The sequence below is a fragment of the Allosediminivita pacifica genome (assembly GCF_003054175.1).
Lineage (GTDB): Bacteria > Pseudomonadota > Alphaproteobacteria > Rhodobacterales > Rhodobacteraceae > Allosediminivita > Allosediminivita pacifica.
In genome coordinates, this window is record NZ_QBKN01000004.1 from 1 (window position 1) to 15,861 (window position 15,861).

17 protein-coding genes and 1 tRNA gene are annotated in these 15,861 nt (G+C 68.5%); 6 read left to right on the forward strand and 12 right to left on the reverse strand.

What is annotated here, in order from left to right; genetic code table 11:
- The first annotated feature begins 813 nt into the window (after nt 1-813).
- Nucleotides 814-1,920, forward strand: a complete 1,107-nt coding sequence (locus C8N44_RS03885) for a tyrosine-type recombinase/integrase (RefSeq protein WP_107974869.1) — start codon at nt 814-816, stop codon at nt 1,918-1,920.
- 20 nt (nt 1,921-1,940) lie between these two features.
- Here the strand turns inward: C8N44_RS03885 and C8N44_RS03890 are convergent.
- A tRNA-Arg gene (locus C8N44_RS03890) sits at nt 1,941-2,017 on the reverse strand.
- Nucleotides 2,018-2,233: 216 nt separating this feature from the next.
- On the opposite strand from C8N44_RS03890, the gene C8N44_RS03895 reads away from it, so the two are divergent.
- A complete protein-coding gene (locus tag C8N44_RS03895; RefSeq protein ID WP_244640989.1) occupies nt 2,234-3,193 on the forward strand; it encodes a LacI family DNA-binding transcriptional regulator in 960 nt (319 codons plus the stop codon).
- The gene (locus C8N44_RS03900; protein WP_107974871.1) at nt 3,193-4,389 is read left to right on the forward strand and encodes a winged helix-turn-helix domain-containing protein; all 1,197 of its coding nucleotides are present in this window, start codon (nt 3,193-3,195) and stop codon (nt 4,387-4,389) included. The genes C8N44_RS03895 and C8N44_RS03900 overlap by 1 nt, the downstream gene beginning before the upstream one ends.
- Nucleotides 4,390-4,622: 233 nt before the next feature.
- On the opposite strand, the gene C8N44_RS03905 is transcribed toward C8N44_RS03900, so the two are convergent.
- Nucleotides 4,623-5,765 carry an alpha-D-ribose 1-methylphosphonate 5-triphosphate diphosphatase gene (locus C8N44_RS03905; protein ID WP_107975055.1) on the reverse strand — a complete coding sequence of 381 codons (1,143 nt, stop codon included), beginning with the start codon at nt 5,763-5,765 and terminating at the stop codon, nt 4,623-4,625.
- Nucleotides 5,766-5,817: 52 nt separating this feature from the next.
- On the opposite strand from C8N44_RS03905, the gene C8N44_RS03910 reads away from it, so the two are divergent.
- Nucleotides 5,818-6,504, forward strand: coding sequence for a DUF1045 domain-containing protein (locus tag C8N44_RS03910; RefSeq protein ID WP_107974872.1), 687 nt, complete (start codon nt 5,818-5,820; stop codon nt 6,502-6,504).
- On the opposite strand, the gene phnN is transcribed toward C8N44_RS03910, so the two are convergent.
- The 9 genes from phnN to phnG all read right to left on the reverse strand — a co-directional run bounded on the left by phnN (nt 6,486) and on the right by phnG (nt 13,017).
- A complete protein-coding gene (gene phnN / locus C8N44_RS03915; protein ID WP_107974873.1) occupies nt 6,486-7,031 on the reverse strand; it encodes a phosphonate metabolism protein/1,5-bisphosphokinase (PRPP-forming) PhnN in 546 nt (181 codons plus the stop codon). The genes C8N44_RS03910 and phnN overlap by 19 nt on opposite strands.
- A complete protein-coding gene (gene phnL / locus C8N44_RS03920; RefSeq protein WP_107975056.1) occupies nt 7,031-7,714 on the reverse strand; it encodes a phosphonate C-P lyase system protein PhnL in 684 nt (227 codons plus the stop codon). The genes phnN and phnL overlap by 1 nt, the downstream gene beginning before the upstream one ends.
- A 5-nt stretch (nt 7,715-7,719) precedes the next feature.
- Entirely contained in the window at nt 7,720-8,673 is a 954-nt protein-coding gene (locus tag C8N44_RS03925; RefSeq protein WP_107974874.1) for a magnesium transporter CorA family protein, read from the reverse strand.
- A gap of 1 nt (nt 8,674) precedes the next feature.
- Nucleotides 8,675-9,544 (reverse strand): phosphonate C-P lyase system protein PhnK, encoded by an 870-nt coding sequence (phnK, locus tag C8N44_RS03930; RefSeq protein WP_107974875.1) that lies wholly within the window; start codon nt 9,542-9,544, stop codon nt 8,675-8,677.
- Entirely contained in the window at nt 9,541-10,410 is an 870-nt protein-coding gene (locus C8N44_RS03935) for an alpha-D-ribose 1-methylphosphonate 5-phosphate C-P-lyase PhnJ (protein ID WP_107974876.1), read from the reverse strand. Before C8N44_RS03935 ends, phnK begins: the two co-directional genes overlap by 4 nt.
- Nucleotides 10,407-10,754: an endonuclease domain-containing protein gene (locus C8N44_RS03940; protein WP_244640979.1), complete on the reverse strand. Its 348-nt coding sequence runs from the start codon at nt 10,752-10,754 to the stop codon at nt 10,407-10,409. Before C8N44_RS03940 ends, C8N44_RS03935 begins: the two co-directional genes overlap by 4 nt.
- A gap of 170 nt (nt 10,755-10,924) precedes the next feature.
- A complete protein-coding gene (locus tag C8N44_RS03945; RefSeq protein ID WP_107974878.1) occupies nt 10,925-12,004 on the reverse strand; it encodes a carbon-phosphorus lyase complex subunit in 1,080 nt (359 codons plus the stop codon).
- Nucleotides 12,005-12,007: 3 nt separating this feature from the next.
- Nucleotides 12,008-12,574, reverse strand: a complete 567-nt coding sequence (gene phnH, locus C8N44_RS03950) for a phosphonate C-P lyase system protein PhnH (RefSeq protein ID WP_107974879.1) — start codon at nt 12,572-12,574, stop codon at nt 12,008-12,010.
- Nucleotides 12,574-13,017, reverse strand: a complete 444-nt coding sequence (gene phnG, locus C8N44_RS03955; protein ID WP_107974880.1) for a phosphonate C-P lyase system protein PhnG — start codon at nt 13,015-13,017, stop codon at nt 12,574-12,576. Before phnG ends, phnH begins: the two co-directional genes overlap by 1 nt.
- A 121-nt stretch (nt 13,018-13,138) precedes the next feature.
- Between phnG and phnF the strand changes: the two genes are divergently transcribed.
- Both phnF and C8N44_RS03965 read left to right on the forward strand, forming a co-directional pair.
- A complete protein-coding gene (gene phnF, locus C8N44_RS03960) occupies nt 13,139-13,855 on the forward strand; it encodes a phosphonate metabolism transcriptional regulator PhnF (RefSeq protein ID WP_107974881.1) in 717 nt (238 codons plus the stop codon).
- Between the two features lie 166 nt (nt 13,856-14,021).
- Complete coding sequence (locus C8N44_RS03965) at nt 14,022-15,203, forward strand: alpha-D-ribose 1-methylphosphonate 5-triphosphate diphosphatase (RefSeq protein WP_107974882.1); 1,182 nt, start codon at nt 14,022-14,024, stop codon at nt 15,201-15,203.
- Nucleotides 15,204-15,401: 198 nt separating this feature from the next.
- Here the strand turns inward: C8N44_RS03965 and C8N44_RS03970 are convergent, their stop codons facing one another.
- On the reverse strand, nt 15,402-15,824 hold the full coding sequence (locus tag C8N44_RS03970; RefSeq protein WP_107974883.1) for an ASCH domain-containing protein: 423 nt from the start codon (nt 15,822-15,824) through the stop codon (nt 15,402-15,404).
- Between the last annotated feature and the right edge of the window lie 37 nt (nt 15,825-15,861).

The following is a 15,861-nucleotide window of genomic DNA, read 5'->3' on the forward strand; positions in this document are numbered from 1 at the left end:
TGTCCTGAACGTCTACACCGCGCTCGGCATACCCGTAACAGAGCCCGTAGGATAAGTGCGTCTGGGGAAAGGGGAAGTCCGGGCTTCACGCGCTTCGCGCAACAAAGCCGCTTCGCGTGACCCTTTTGGCGCAAAGTCTATGGAAACTGGAGAAGAGACCGAGCGGGTACGCCGGTACCGCTTTCGGCTTGCCTGAGTTCTCCCCCTACCCCCTTCCCGCGCAATAGCACCGATCCCGGCTTCGGCTGAACATGCGCTTACAGATTAACTCGGGCAGTTGCAGCGGTGCGAAAGCTCTTGGGGAGCAACTCACGATCTACGTGGCCAAGATCGGTTAACAATGGCTGTGGAAATCCAGCCGTTATTGAACGACCAGGTAACAACAGTTGACGGAGGTTTCGTGGCCTTCGTTGCTTTATTGACCTGATAACGATGGTGCTATCGGATTCATGCTCTGATGATAACTCCCGCTCCTCCCCAGCGTTGGCATGCCAAGTCCGACTGCGACCGCGCCGCCAGAGCCTGATCCAAGTTTTCCACATCCGAAACCCACTTACCCCTAGTAGCCCGAAAGGCAGCGCATAGGATTAAGGCTATGAAACGCCCGCAACTCACTACTGAGCCTACAGGCCTCCAGCGGCAGCACGCTGCGGCGCATTGCGGCGTCTCCCCTGGTCACTTCGATCGTATGGTTTGCGAAGGCACTCTGCCTGCACCGCGCGCACTCGGCGGCGTCAACATTTGGCTTCGGCCCGAACTCGACGCGGCCCTCTACGCGATCTCACCCAAGGACGAAAACGGGGGAGGCACGTCATGCGACGCGGCGTTCGGGCTAAGCTGAAGCACCTAAACCCATCAGGCCGCTTCCCGAGTGGCAATGTCCGGTTCTACTACCGTCCCAAGGGACAGCGCGGCATCGCCATGCCCGACCTGCCGCCCGATGATCCAGCCTTCCTAAACGCCTACGCCAAGGCTGCCGGCGTGCGACCGCGGCGCCCGTCGCGCGAGGGTAGCATCGCATCCGGGGTCGAGCTCTATAAAGCGAGCGACCAGTTCCGCGCCCTCGCGCAGGGCACCCGCAATGCACGGGGGCGCATGCTCGACGATGTTGCGGAGCGGTACGGCCACGCCAGTCGCCGGGATCTGGCATCGAAGCACATTACCAAGGATCTGTCCGGCTTCAGCGCCCACGCCCGGAACAACCGGCTCAAGATGTGGCGCGGGTTCTGCAAGTGGATGGTCGAACACGACGAACTCCCTCACGACCCGAGCGATGGGCTCAAGAAATCCCCCACCACGAAGAGCGACGGGCACGTCCCCTGGTCGCATGACGAGATCGAAGCGTTCCGCGCCTACTGGCCCTTGGGCAGCGTCGAGCGCCTCGCCTTCGAGCTGATCTACTGGACAGGGGCCCGCGTATCGGACGCCGTGCGCCTGGGCCCCGGCAACGTCGATCGCGAAGGCTGGATGACATTCCGCCAGCAGAAGACCGGCGGCGAGGTCTGGATCCCTTTCAATCGCGAGCTTCCCGAGTTCGTTGAACCGGCTGAACCCGACCTTTCGCTCCTGAAGCAGGCGATCAACGCCAGAAACGAACGGCAGATGACCTTCCTGCACACGCAGAAGGGGGCATCCCGTTCATCGAAGGCAGTCTCGCAATGGTTCGCCGCGAAGGCCCGCAAGGCCGGCGTAGCGGACCGGACAGCTCATGGCCTCCGAAAGGCACGGGCGAAAGGGCTGGCAGAGATGGGCGGCTCCGCGCCGCAGATCGGCGCTTGGACCGGCCACGAGAGCCTCAAGGAGATCGAGCGGTACATCAAGGATTTCAGCAAGAGGAGGGCCCTCTCAAGAGCAAAAGAGGAACAAAAAGTTCCAACTTCTACAACGAAGTTCCAAATCGAAGGAAAAAGCAGTGCATAGCCAGCATCTTAGCGAAGTGGTGGTGACCCCGGCAGGATTCGAACCTGCAACCTGCCCCTTAGGAGGGGGCTGCTCTATCCAGTTGAGCCACGGGGCCGCCGCGGCCCTCTTAGCGGCATTCGCCGGGCTTGTCATGCCCCTGAACGCCAGCGCCGCCGCGGCACGGCGGCCAAACCCCGCAAGCCCGCTTGCGCGCGGCAAGCGACGCAGCGTATCGTCACCCCATATCGATGGGAGGATGTGAAAAGTGCGTGCCGACGATCCCCGCCCGCTCACCCTGCGCGACGTGTCCGAGGCCTCCGGCGTCTCCGAGATGACGGTCAGCCGCGTACTCCGCAACCGTGGCGACGTCAGCCAGTCGACGCGCGAGAGGGTGCTCGAGGCCGCCAAGTCGCTGGGCTATGTGCCCAACAAGATCGCGGGTGCCCTCGCCTCGCAGCGGGTGAACCTCGTCGCGGTCATCATCCCCTCCCTACGCAACATGGTCTTTCCCGAGGTCATGTCCGGCATCTCCGGCGTGCTCGAGGAAACCGTGCTCCAGCCGGTGGTGGGCGTGACAGACTACCTCCCCGAAAAGGAAGAGCGCGCCCTCTACGAGATGCTCTCCTGGCGGCCCTCGGGCGTCATCATCGCCGGGCTCGAACACACCGAGGCCTCCAAGGCCATGCTGCGTGCCTCCGGCATCCCCGTGGTCGAGATCATGGACACCGACGGCAAGCCCATCGACTGCGCAGTGGGCATCTCGCACCGTCGCGCGGGCCGCGAGATGGCGCGCGCCATCCTGAAGCAGGGCTACGAACGTATCGGCTTCATGGGCACCAAGATGCCGCTCGACCACCGCGCGCGCAAACGCTTCGAGGGCTTCACCCAGGCGCTCGCCAAGGAGGGCGTCGAGGTCGTCGACCAGGAATTCTACTCCGGCGGCTCGGCGCTCGCCAAGGGCCGCGAGATGACAAAGGCCATGCTCGCCCGCGAACCCGAGCTCGACTTCCTTTACTACTCCAACGACATGATCGCCGCCGGCGGCCTTCTGCACCTTCTGGACGAGGGCATCGAGATCCCCGGCCAGATCGGCCTTGCGGGCTTCAACAACGTGGAGCTTCTCGAGGGGCTGCCACGACGTCTCGCCACGATGGACGCCTGCCGGACGGAAATCGGCGTCAAGGCAGCGCAGATCATCGCCGCACGCGTGCAGGACCCAGACGCCGAGCATGAAAAAATGATCGAGCTTTCGCCCAAGGTCCAGCCCGGCGACACGCTGCGCCGCCGCTGATCTCCGTGTTGCGCCTCACCAACGCCGAGGCGCGCGCGCTCTTCCTTGCGCGCCACGGGCTTGCCGATCCGCCCGCAGGGCCCGGCAAGGGCGCCGACCTGATGCAGGTCATCCGCGACCTCGGCTTCGTGCAGGTGGATTCCGTCCGAACCGTGGAACGCGCCCACCACATGATCCTGCGCGCGCGCCGCCCGGCCTACCGCCCCCGCAACATCGCGGCCCCCCTCGAACGCGACCGCGCGCTCTTCGAACACTGGACCCACGACGCCTCGGTCATCCCCATGGAGTTCTGGCCACACTGGCGCCTGCGCTTCGCCCGTGACGCCGCCAAGCTGCGGCACCGTTGGGAAAGGGAACGCCGCGAGTGCTTCGGCGAGAAGCTCGAGCAGGTGCTGGATCACGTCCACGCCCACGGCCCCGTGACCTCGGCCGAGGTCGGCGCCGAGGAATCCCGAAGCTCCGGCGGCTGGTGGGACTGGCACCCCTCGAAGACTGCGCTCGAATACCTCTGGCGGGCGGGCCACCTCTCGGTCACCCGGCGCGAGAATTTCCGCAAGGTCTACGACCTGACGGAGCGCGTGATCCCCGACCACATCCGCGCGATCCACCCAGACCCCGAGGACAGCATCGATTGGCTCTGCAACGCCGCCGTCGACCGGCTGGGCTTCGCAACCTCGGGCGAGATCGCCGCCTTCTGGGCCATCGTCACACCCGCCGAGGCCAAGGACTGGTGCCAAGGCCAACTCGACACGGGCTCGCTTGAACCTGTCGAGGTCACCTGCGCCGACGGCAACCTGCGGCGTCACCTCGCCCGCCCCGGCCTGCGCGACACGCTGCCCGAAAGCCTGCCGAAACGCCTCCGTATCCTCAGCCCCTTCGACCCCGCCCTGCGCGACCGCACCCGGGCCGAACGGCTCTTCGGTTTCCGCTACCGGATCGAGATCTTCACCCCCGCCCACAAGCGGGACTACGGCTACTACGTCTTCCCCATGCTCGAGGGTGACCGGCTCACCGGCCGCATCGACATCTCCGCCGACCGGCTGAACGGGGCCCTGAATGTCACCGCGCTCTGGCCCGAGAAGGGCGTCAAATGGGGTGGCGGGCGGCAGGCACGGCTCGAGGCCGAGCTCGACCGTATGGCCCGCTTCGCCGGGCTCGAGGCCGTCACCTGGTCGCCCCGATGGCTCCGGACCTGAGACTTCTTCTCGCTCCAAATACCTCGGGGGAGTCCCGCAGGGACGGGGGCAGAGCCCCCTCTTCCAACCGGGCAAAGCAAGGTGTCCCTGGCCGGGACATTTTCCAGACCAAGCAAAATCAATGACTTGAACAGTGCAGGCAGGGCTTTGTTAACTTGTCTCCGCCCGCGTCCCGCATTCACCCCTCGCGCCCGAAGGGCGCGCGGATCGGCCCGCGCAGGCGGGCCGAAACCTCAGCCGACCTGCGCCCCGCGCGACCAGACACCCCGCACCAAGGGCACGTGCGCGGCCAGCCGGAAGCGCAGAAGATCCGCGCGCAAGCCGACCTCCAGCCGTCCGCGATCGGCAAGCCCCACCGCGGCCGCGGGCGCCGAGGTCGCCGTTGCCAGCCCACGCGCCATGTCGCCCCAATCCTCGCCCAGTTTCACCGCCGCCTGCAGCAGCGCCGCGGGCACGTAGTCCGACGACACGATGTCCAGCAGTCCCGCCTCGGCCAGTTCCGCCGCCGCCACGTTGCCCGAGTGCGAGCCGCCCCGGATCAGGTTGGGCGCGCCCATCATCACCGCGATGCCATTGTCGCGGCAGGCCTGCGCGGCCTCGAGCGTCGTTGGGAACTCCGCCAGCCGGATACCGTGCGCGGCCGAAACCGCCACCTGTTCCGCCGTGGTGTCGTCGTGGCTTGCCAGAACCGCCCCGAAGCGCGCCGCCTCCGAGACCGCCGCGCGTTCGTGCGCCGCACCATGCTTGTCCCGCAACGCCTTGAGCGAGGCCACATGCTCGGCGAATTCGGCATCGTTCATGCCGCGCTTGCCCTTCACGTATTGCTCCAGCTTCGAAAGATCGCGGAACTGCCGCTGCCCCGGCGTGTGGTCCATGAGACTCACGAGCCCCACGCGGTCCTCGGGGCCGAACTCGGTCAGCTCCTCGGCCAGCGTCTCGGAGCAGACCTCGGCGCGCAGGTGCAGGAAGTGGCTGATCTTCAGCATGTCCTGCGCCCGCAATTCCAGAAGCTCGCGCGACAGCGCCCGCGCGTAACGGATGTAGCGCCCTTTGCCCGAGGGGATCGATCCGACGCGCAGGGCGTCGAAGACCGTGGTGATGCCCGTCGAGGCCAGCTCGCCGTCATGCGCGGCGATCGCCGCCGCGTGGGGCCAGTCAACCCCCGGGCGCGGTTCGATATGGCGCTCGATGTTGTCGGTGTGAAGTTCGATCAGACCGGGCGAAACGTAGTCGCCGCCGCAATCCACGGCGCCCCCGGGCACCGTGTCCCCTTCGCCCAGGTCCGCGATCAATCCGTCATGAATGCGGATCCAACCCCGCATGCAGCCGGTTGGTAACACGAGCGTGGCATTGGCAAGCGTGAGCTCGCCTGTCACACGGACGTTATCCGAGGGGCTCACCACCCCCGCGTCAAGAACCGAGGTTGTCATGCGTTACTCCAGATACGCTGTCTACTATACCCTGCCCGATACGCCGCTCGACCGGTTTGGCGCGGCCTGGCTGGGCTGGAATGCCAAGACCGGCGAACGCAGCGGTCCACCGGAGATCGAGGGCCTGCCGAAACCCGCCCACGAGTTGACGGAAACGCCGCGCAAGTACGGGCTTCACGGCACGATCAAGCCGCCCTTCCGCCTGGCCGAGGGCACGGACACGGCGTCGCTGCGCAAGGCGCTCGCGGCGCTCTGTGCGCGCCACCCGGCGGTCGAGATGACGGCCCTGCAGCTGACCCGGCTGGGCAGCTTCCTCGCGCTGACGCCCACCGGCAACACCGAGGCGCTGCAGGCCCTGGCCGGCCGCGTGGTCGAGCGGCTCGACCGTTTCCGCGCGCCGCTGACCGAGGACGAACTGGCCCGCCGCCGCAAGGCGCGGCTGTCGGAACGGCAGGAGGAGAACCTCGACCGCTGGGGCTATCCCTACGTGATGGAGGATTTCCGCTTTCACATGACCCTGACCGGACGCCTGAGTGCCGAGGAACTGGAACAGACCCGCGTGGTGCTGCTGCCGCAGATCGCGACCTACCTGGAAGCGCCGTTCTGCATCGACGCGCTGACGCTCTGCGGCGAGGATGAGGACGGGCGCTTCCACGAGTTGCACCGCTACGCGCTCGCCGGCTGAAGCGCGGCGCGCACGGCGGCCACGGTGTCGTCGAGCGCGCCGGAATTGTCGACCTCGATGACCGGCAGCCCCCCGGGGATCGGGAAGCCGCTGCGCTTCAGCCGCCGCTCGATCTCGGCCGCATCCTCACGCCCCCGCCCCGCCAGCCGCTGCGCCAGCACCGAGGCCGGCGCCGTCAGCGACAGCACGACAAAGCGCGGGAACCGCAGCTGCGCCGCGCGCAGCACGCCCCGCGACAGGTTCGCCAGCACGTCGTGTCCCTGTGCCAACTGCTGCTCCACCGCGACCGGGATGCCATAGGCCAGCCCGTGCGCCCGCCACGACAGGGCAAAGGCGCCCTCCGCCTCCATCCTGGCGAAGCCTGTCTCGCTCACCGCCTCGTAATCCTCGCCCCCCGCCTCGGGCGCGCGGGTGATGACCCGGCGCACGGTGGCGAACCGCGGATCGGCCGCCTCCAGCGCCGCCATGACGCTGTCCTTGCCGACCCCCGAAGGCCCGACAACGGCGATGAAGCGCCCCCGGTCCATCAGGCGGCGGCCTTGGGGCTGAACCGGGTCACGTCGACCTCGCGGTCGCAGACCCGCGCACGCGCCTCGCCGTCGTGGAAGATCCCCACGATGGCCGCGCCGCGCGCCTTGGCCTCCTCGATCAGCCCCAGAACCGTTTCGCGGTTGGTGGCGTCGAGCGAGGCGGTCGGTTCGTCCAGCAGCAGCGCGGGATAGTCATGGGCGAAACCGCGCGCGATGTTCACGCGCTGCTGTTCGCCGCCGGAAAAGGTCGTGGGCGACAGGCCCCAAAGACGCTCGGGGATGTTGAGCCGCGTCAGCAGCCCGCGCGCCACATCGCGCGCCGCCTCCGTCTCGTGGCCCAGTTGCAGTAGCGGGTCGGCCACCACGTCCAGCGTCGGCACGCGCGGCACCACCCGCAGGAACTGGCTGACGTAGCCCAGCACCTCGCGGCGCAGGGCGATCACCTCGCGCGGCTCGGCCACGGCAAGGTCGGTGCCGCCCACCAGGATCTGCCCCGAGGCGGCGCGGTAGTTGCCGTAGATCATCCGCATCAGCGTCGACTTGCCCGCGCCCGAGGCGCCCGTCAGGGCCACGCATTCGCCGGGTGCCACCGACAGGCCCGCGCCCTCCATGACCCGGATCACGGCGCTGCCCTGGTTGTGCAGGGTAAAGGTCTTGGACACGTCCCGCAGCTCGATCATCGGCATCATAGCCAGCCCTTCCATCGGAAATAGAGAAACGATCCCACCACCGAGAACAGCATCAGCCCCGTGGCGATCAGGTAGCCGTGGGGGTGGTCGAGCCCCGGCAGGTTGGTGAAGTTCATGCCGTAGACCGAGGCCACGAGCGTTGGCGGCAGGAACAGCATGGCCACGACCGACACGATCTGGCCCGTCGCGGTCTGCTCCAGCGTGACCATGCCGAGGATCACGTCGGTCACGTGCGCGACGCGCCCGGACAGGAAATCCGCGTGCACCACAAGCGCCTGGATGTCGCGTGTGTTGGCCTTGACCAGCGGGCGCAGGGCGCGCTCCACCTGCCCCTCGCGGCCCAGCCCGAAGACCGTCAGCGCGCGCTCCATCGACAGCAGCGCCAGCCGGTAGCGCGCCAGGTCCTCGCCCTTGCTGCCCACCTCGCGCAGCAGCGCGCTCAGGTCGCGGTCGCGCTCCACCTTGGGGTCGAACAGCCGGTGGGAAGCCGCGTCGAGTGACCGGCCGACGGCCTCCAGAAGATCGGCGAGCCGCGCGACGATCTCCTCCACCAGCCCCAGGAAGAGGTGCAGGTGCGTGGCGCAGCCGGCGCTGTTGCTGTCGGCATGGCGCGGGAAGGTCGTGAAGGGGCGCGGGTCGTGGTAACGCACGGTGATCATCTTGTCGGGCGTCAGCAGGAAGGCCACGGGCCCGAAGAGCGGACGCTTGTCCACGTCGAAGGCCGGCAGCCCCACGGTCAGCACCTCGACGTCGCCGGTGCGGTAAAGCCGGTTGGAGACCTCGATCTCCTCCATGTCCTCGAGCGTCGGCACCTCGAGGCCCAGCGCCTCCACTGCCGCCACCTGGTCCGGCTCGGGGCAGTAGAGGTCGATCCAGTCGGCCTCGGCAAGGTCGGGCGGCATGGGCAGCGGGGTGACCGCGTGGCCCTCGATCCGGTAGGCGAAAAGCATCTCAGACCTGCAGGACGCTTGAGACGAGAAGTTGCGTATAGGCGTGCTGCGGGTCGTCCAGCACCTGGTCGGTCAGTCCCTGTTCCACCACGTGTCCATCCTTCATCACCATGAGCCTGTCCGCCAGCAGCCGCACCACGGCAAGGTCGTGGGTCACGATGATGGCGCTCAGCCCCATCTCTCGCACCAGCCCGCGCAGGAGGTCCAGCAGCCGGGCCTGCACGCTCACGTCCAGGCCGCCGGTCGGCTCGTCCATGAACACAAGCCTCGGCCCGGTGACAAGGTTGCGGGCGATCTGCAGACGCTGCTGCATGCCCCCGGAAAAGGCCGTGGGCCGGTCGTCCATGCGGTCCGCGTCGATCTCGACCCGGCCCAGCCAGTCCTCGGCCCTATCGCGGATCTGCCCGTAGTGCCGCGCGCCCACGGCCATGAGCCGCTCACCCACGTTGCCGCCCGCGCTCACGTTCATGCGCAGCCCGTCGCGCGCGTGCTGATGGACGAACGCCCAGTCCGTCCGCCCCAGCATCCGTCGCTCGGGCTCGCTCATGGTCACGGTGTCGACCATGCCCCGCTCCCGCGTGTCGAACATCACCCGGCCCGTGTCGGGCGCCAGTTGCCCGGCCAGGCAATTGAGCAGCGTCGTCTTGCCCGACCCGCTCTCGCCCACGATCCCCATGACCTCGCCCGGCCACAGATCGAACGAGACCTCCGCGCACCCGATCCGCGCCCCGTAGCGCTTGCCGATCTCCTCGACCCGCAGCAGCGGCCCGGCCGGGGGCACCGCCGCGCCACTCGCAACCTGCGCGCCCCCTCTCCCCTCGGGGGAGAGGGCCGGGGTGAGGGGGAACAGCGCGTCGCCCAAAGATTTCATGCCACCTGCTCCTCGCCCTGCGCGCCGACGAACCCCGCCTCGCGGCGGCTGCGGCAGTAATCCGTGTCCGAACAGACGAAGATCCGCCCGCCCGCGTCGTCGGTGATGACCTCGTCGAGGTAGCTGTTCTCCGCCCCGCAAAGATCGCAGGCCGCGTCGGCCTTCGACGCCTCGAAGGGGAAGTCCTCGAAATCGAGGCTCACCACCTGCGTCCAGGGCGGCAGCGCGTAGATCCGCTGCTCGCGCCCGGCGCCGAAAAGCTGGATCGCGCCGCAGTCAGACATCTTGGGATTGTCGAACTTCGGGATCGGCGAGGGATCCATCACGTAGCGCCCCTCGACCTTGACCGGATAGGCATAGGCCGTCGCGATCTGCCCGTGCCGCGCGATGTCCTCGTAGAGCTTCACATGCATGAGCCCGTATTCCTCCAGCGCATGCATCTTGCGCGTCTCGGTCTCGCGCGGCTCCAAGAACCGCAGCGGCTCCGGAATCGGCACCTGGTAGACCAGAATCTGCCCCTCGGTCAGCGGCACCTCGGGGATGCGGTGGCGGGTCTGGATGACCGTGGCCTCGGCGGTCGCCTCGGTCGTCGCCACCCCCGCCGTGCGCTCGAAGAACTTGCGGATCGAGACCGCGTTGGTGGTGTCGTCCGCCCCCTGGTCGATGACCTTGAGACGGTCGTCGGGCGTCAGCGTCGCGGCGCTCACCTGCACGCCGCCGGTACCCCAGCCATAGGGCATCGGCATCTCGCGGCTGGCAAAGGGCACCTGGTAGCCGGGAATGGCCAGCCCCTTGAGGATCGCGCGCCGGATCATGCGCTTGGTCTGCTCGTCGAGGTACGCGAAGTTGTAGGCGGTATCGGTCATTGCTCTCTCCCTCTGGCGTCGAGGATGGCTTGGCCCACGCCGTCAGGGTTTCCAAGGATCTCGGGATTCCAGAAGCGCAGGACGGTCAGGCCCTGCCCGACCATCCATGTGTCCCGGCGGGCGTCGCGCGCGGTGTCCGCGTGCTGTCCACCGTCGACCTCGACGACAAGTCGCGCCTCGGCACAGTAGAAATCGGCGATGTAGGGCCCCACCGGCACCTGGCGGCGGAACTTCAGTCCGCCGAGTTGACGTCGGCGCAGGATCTGCCAGAGCGCGCGTTCGGCGCGGGTCTGCTCGCGGCGCAACCGCCGTGCCTGCAGTGTCTGGATCCCGGTCTGTCGCAAGGGCGACCTCCCCCTCACCCCGGCCCTCTCCCCCGAGGGGAGAGGGAGGGCACGGGCGTCACCCTCGCGCAAACACGGTAAACCGTGGGTAAACGCGACAAGACCGGCGGTGGGAGCATTCCCTCTCCCCTTGGGGGAGAGGGTCAGGGTGAGGGGGAAGAGCGCAACGCTCATGCCACCTCTCCCCCGCCGTCCGCCTCGCGCCGCAACCGGCGCACCAGCTCCAGCTCGGCCTGGAAATCCACGTAATGCGGCAGCTTGATGTGCTCGAGGAACCCCGTCGCCTGGATGTTGTCTGAATGGTACAGCACGAACTCCGCGTCCTGCGCCGGTGCCCCGCTGTTGTCCTCGCCCAGCTCTTCCCAGCGCAGCGCCCGGTCGACCAGCGCCATGGAGATCGCCTTGCGCTCGGTCTGGCCGAAGACCAGCCCGTAGCCGCGGGTGAACTGTGGCGGCTCGGTCTTGGAGCCCCGGAACTGGTTCACTGTTTCGCATTCGGTCAGCTCGACTTCGCCGATCTCGATGACAAAGCCCAGCTCGGGCACCTCCATCTCGACCGCCACCGTGCCGATGCGCAGCTCGCCCACGAAGGCGTGGTTGCGCGCATAGCCGCGCTGGGTCGAATAGGCCATGCCGAGGATGAAGCCCTCGTCGCCACGCGCCAGCGCCTGCAGGCGCAGCGCGCGTTCGGCGGGCAACTCCAGCGGCTCGCGCGTCAGGTCCGGCGGCACAGCGTCCGAGGGCGCCTCCTGCTCAATCAGGCCCTCGCGGTTGAGGAAACCGGTGATGTGCGGCACCTCCGCGGCCATCGCATCGGTGCGTGGCGCGACGGGTGCCTCGCCCTCGGCGGCCAGCGTGAAATCCAGCATGCGGTGCGTGTAATCGAAGGTCGGCCCCAGCACCTGCCCGCCAGGCGCGTCCTTGAAGGTGGCCGAGATGCGGCGGATGACGGCCATGCGGTCGGTCTCGACCGGGGCGGTGCCGCCGAAACGGGGCAGCGTGGTGCGGTAGGCCCGCACGAGGAAGATCGCCTCGATCAGGTCACCGCGCGCCTGCTTGATCGCCAGCGCCGCGAGATCGGGATCGTAGAGCGATCCCTCCGCCATCACCCGGTTCACCGCCAGCGCCATCTGCTCGCGGATCTGGTCCACCGTCAGCTCGGGCACATCCCTGTCACCGCGCCGGGCCTCGCCCAGCCAGGCGTGGGCGTTGTCGATGGCGCGCTCGCCGCCCTTGACCGCAACATACATGGCTCAGCCCTCCACCGTGATGCTGCGCGGCAGGGCGGCCAGCTGCGCCCCGGCGGTGAAGTAGAAATCCACCCCCAGCGGATAGAGCATGGCATTGCGCTGGAAGGCCGCGACCTCGGGCAGCGACAGCGCCGCCCGCTCGCGGATGCCGGGTCCGCTGAGCGTCGCCCCACCGGCCTCCAGCGCCGACATTTCGACCACCAGCGTGGTGGAGCGGTCGGGATACTGCGCCGTGCCCACCGGAAACCGGTCGAGCGGCTGCAGCGCCGCCCAGTCGCCCAGCGCGAACATGGCCTTTTCCGCGCCCACCAGCGGCGCGCCGGTGTGAAAGACAACCCAGTCGCGCACGGCGGCGCAGTCGTGCGCCCCCGCCAGGTGCAGCGGCGTTTCCGCGTCGCAAAGCGTCAGCAGCAGCACGCCCGCCGCCTGCGACAGCGGCGCGGGCGGCTCGGCCCCCGCGACCGTCTGGATCGTGCCGGGACGGGCCATGGCCTCCATCGCCGCGCGAAAGGCATGGGCCGCATCGACCGCCGGATCGGCGAACCCGCCCTGAAGCGCCTCTGTCTGCATCAGTCCTCTCCCCGCGCCATGGTGAAGAATTCCACCTTCGTCGCCGCCGCCTTCTCGGCCCGCGCCCGGGCCGTGGCCTGCATCTCGTCGCCCAGCGGATCGAGCACCGCCGCGCGCACCCGCGCCGCCGCCTCGGTCTGCATCAGCGCGTCGACCCGCGCCGCCACTTCGGCCTTGGCCTTGTCGCGGCCCTGCACGTAGCCGTGGCCGACCGTGCCGCAGGGCAGCTGCAACGCGCAGCGCGTCACCGTCATCTCGCCAAGGTTGAAGGGCGCGCCCGTGGCGCCTGCCCGGCCGCGCACCATGACGGCCCCGACCTCGGGTGGCCGCAGCCAGGTGACCTCTCCGCCCGCGTCCAGATCGGACCACAGCGCCCTGAGCCGCGCCGCGGGCGCCCGGGCCAGCAGCCCCATCCAGTCCTTGCGTTCCAGCGCCGCGCCCATCGCGACCTCCTGTTTTGGGTAAAACCGACATCTTGCGGAGTTGTCGGTATTTATATACAACTAGACAAATACCGAAATCCCCTTTCCCGGGCAAGCCCCGCAAGCATGAAGGTTCCGTGACATGGGCCGCACCGCGCTCTGGACCGCCATTTCCGACAGTCTCACCGCCGACATCGCGGGCGGCCGCTACCGCGCGGGCGACAAGCTCCCGACCGAGGCCGAGCTCGCCGCCCGCTTCGGCGTGAACCGCCATACCGTGCGACGCGCGCTCGAGGCGCTGCACGACCGCGGCCTCACCCACGCCCGTCGCGGCGCGGGCGTCTTCGTGGCCTCGCGGCCGACCGACTATCCCATCGGCCGCCGCACCCGCTTTCACCAGAACCTGCGCGCCGCCGGTCAGGAACCGGGGAAGGAGATCCTCGCCCTCGAGACCCGCCGCGCCGACCCGCGCGAGGCCGAGGCGCTGCAGCTGACCGAAGGCGCTACGGTGCACGCCTACGACGGCCTGTCCTTCGCCGATGGCGTGCCCATCGCCACCTTCCGCAGCGTCTTCCCGGCGGATGCCCTGCCCGGCCTGCCCGACCACCTGCGCGAGACTCGCTCCGTGACCGAGGCGCTCGCCCGGTGCGGCGTGCCGGACTACACCCGGACCTCCACCCGCCTCACCGCCAAGGCCGCCAGTGCCACGCAGGCCCTGCACCTGCGCATCGACGAGGGCGCGCCGATCCTGCGAAGCGTCGGCATCAACGTCGATCCCGACGGCCGCCCCGTCGAATACGGGCGCACCTGGTTCGCGGGCGACCGCGTGACGCTGGTCATGGGCGACGAGACCGACTGAGCGCCGCCCGGGCCAGGCAATGACGCGAAACGGCAGAGTGTTTTGCCCGCCAAAGGCGAAACCCGCTCTGGACGCCCTTGTTTTATTGACACTTTCGTGCGGCTGTCACCTGCCCTACACAAACCGGCGCTATATCGCCCGGACACCCCAAGGTCCGAGCAGACAGATGACCCCAGATCCCGCCTCCCTGCGTCTCACCGGCGCCACGGTGCTGCGCGACGGCGCCCTGCAGCAGCGCTCCGTCGCGATCGAGGAGGGGCGTATCTCGAAGGGTCCCCTGCCCGAGGTGGATCTGCGCGGCTACTACGTGCTGCCGGGCATCATCGACCTGCATGGCGACGCCTTCGAGCGGCAGCTCGCGCCACGGCCCTCCGCGCCCTTTCCCGTGGCCACCGCCCTGCGGGGCACCGACCGCGAAGCCGCCGCCAACGGCATCACCACCGCCTGGCTGGCCCACAGCTGGAGCTGGGAGGGCGGCCACCGCAGTCCCGAACATGCCGAGATGTTCCTGCAGGCGCTCGGCACCTACCGCCGCGAGGCGATGACCGACCTGCGTGTGCAGATCCGCTGCGAGACCCATACCGCCGAGACCATGGACCGGCTGCTGGCCGCCGTCCGGCGTCACCGCGTCGACTACGTGGTCTTCAACAATCACCTCGACGAGACGCTGCAGACGGTGGAGCTCGACCCCGCGCGGCTGGCGCAGGGGGCCCGGGCCGCGGGCCGGACGCCCGAGCAGCACCTCGCCATCCTGCGCGCCGCCGCGCAGCAGAAACGCGATGTGCCGCGCTATCTCTGCCGCCTGGCCGAAGCCTTCGACACGCTGGGCGTGACCTACGGCAGCCATGACGATCACGACGGCGAAACGCGCGAGTTCTACTCGATGATCGGCGCCAAGCTCTGCGAGTTTCCCACCCGCCGCGCCGCAGCGGCGCTGGCCCGCGCGGTGGGCGATCCGATCCTCATGGGGGCGCCGAACGTGGTACGTGGTGGATCGCAGTCGGGCAATATCGCCGCAAGCGACCTGCTGCGCGCGGGGCTCTGCGATGCGCTGGTGTCGGACTACTACTATCCCGCGCTGGCGCAGGCGGCCTTCCGGCTGGCCGACGAGGGGCTGATGGATCTGCCGCGCGCCTGGGCCATGATCTCCGAACGGCCAGCCGAGATCATCCGCCTGCCCGATCGCGGCGTGATCGACTACGGGCGCCGCGCCGACCTGACCATCGTCAACGCGACCACCCGCGGGATCGAGGCGACCATCGCAGGCGGCTGCATCACGCATCTTGCCGGCGAGGCGGCGGCGCGGTTCCTCGGCCAGCGCAGCGCGCTGCGCATGGCTGCCGAATAAGTTTGTCCGAACCGTTACGCCACTGTCATCCGAGCCCGCTAGGCAAGGCCGTGTGAGTGTGACCGCGCGGGAGACCCGGCGATTTCCGGGCCCCGCTGATCGTTTCAGGCACCCCAAGCCGCGTAACGAGTCATTTGATCCGCCATTTTTCGACGAAAGGGGGATGGCCTGCGCCATCCCCCTATTTCGTTGCGCGGGTCAGCTGGTCGACCCGAAATCCTCGACCAGCGCGAACCTTTCCCAGACAAGCATCATGTCGGGGGAAAACCCGCCGTTGCGCTCGAAATAGGCGCGATGCCCGGCCTGCCAGTCCTCGAGGCTCTCATCCTCGCCCTCGGCGAGCGCCATCTCCTCGGTCACCTCGTCGAAGCGGCACTGCACCAGCTCCACCGTCTCGATCACCAGCCCCGGGGTTCCCTCCCAGGTCAGCGCGATGTCGCGGCGCCCGACCCGCGGCATGGCCTCGCCGCCCTCGTAGTCGCGCAGCGCCCCGCAGGTGGCCCGCTTGCGCCCCGTCCGGACAAGTGCAAGCAGCTCGGCGCAGAGCGTGGCATTGTCACCGAACCTGAAGGTTTCGGCCCCGGGATAGCGGCGCATCAGGGTTTCGAGGTCGGTTGTCATCGGGGTTTCCTCTGGCGGTTCGGCGGCTGTGTTCTTT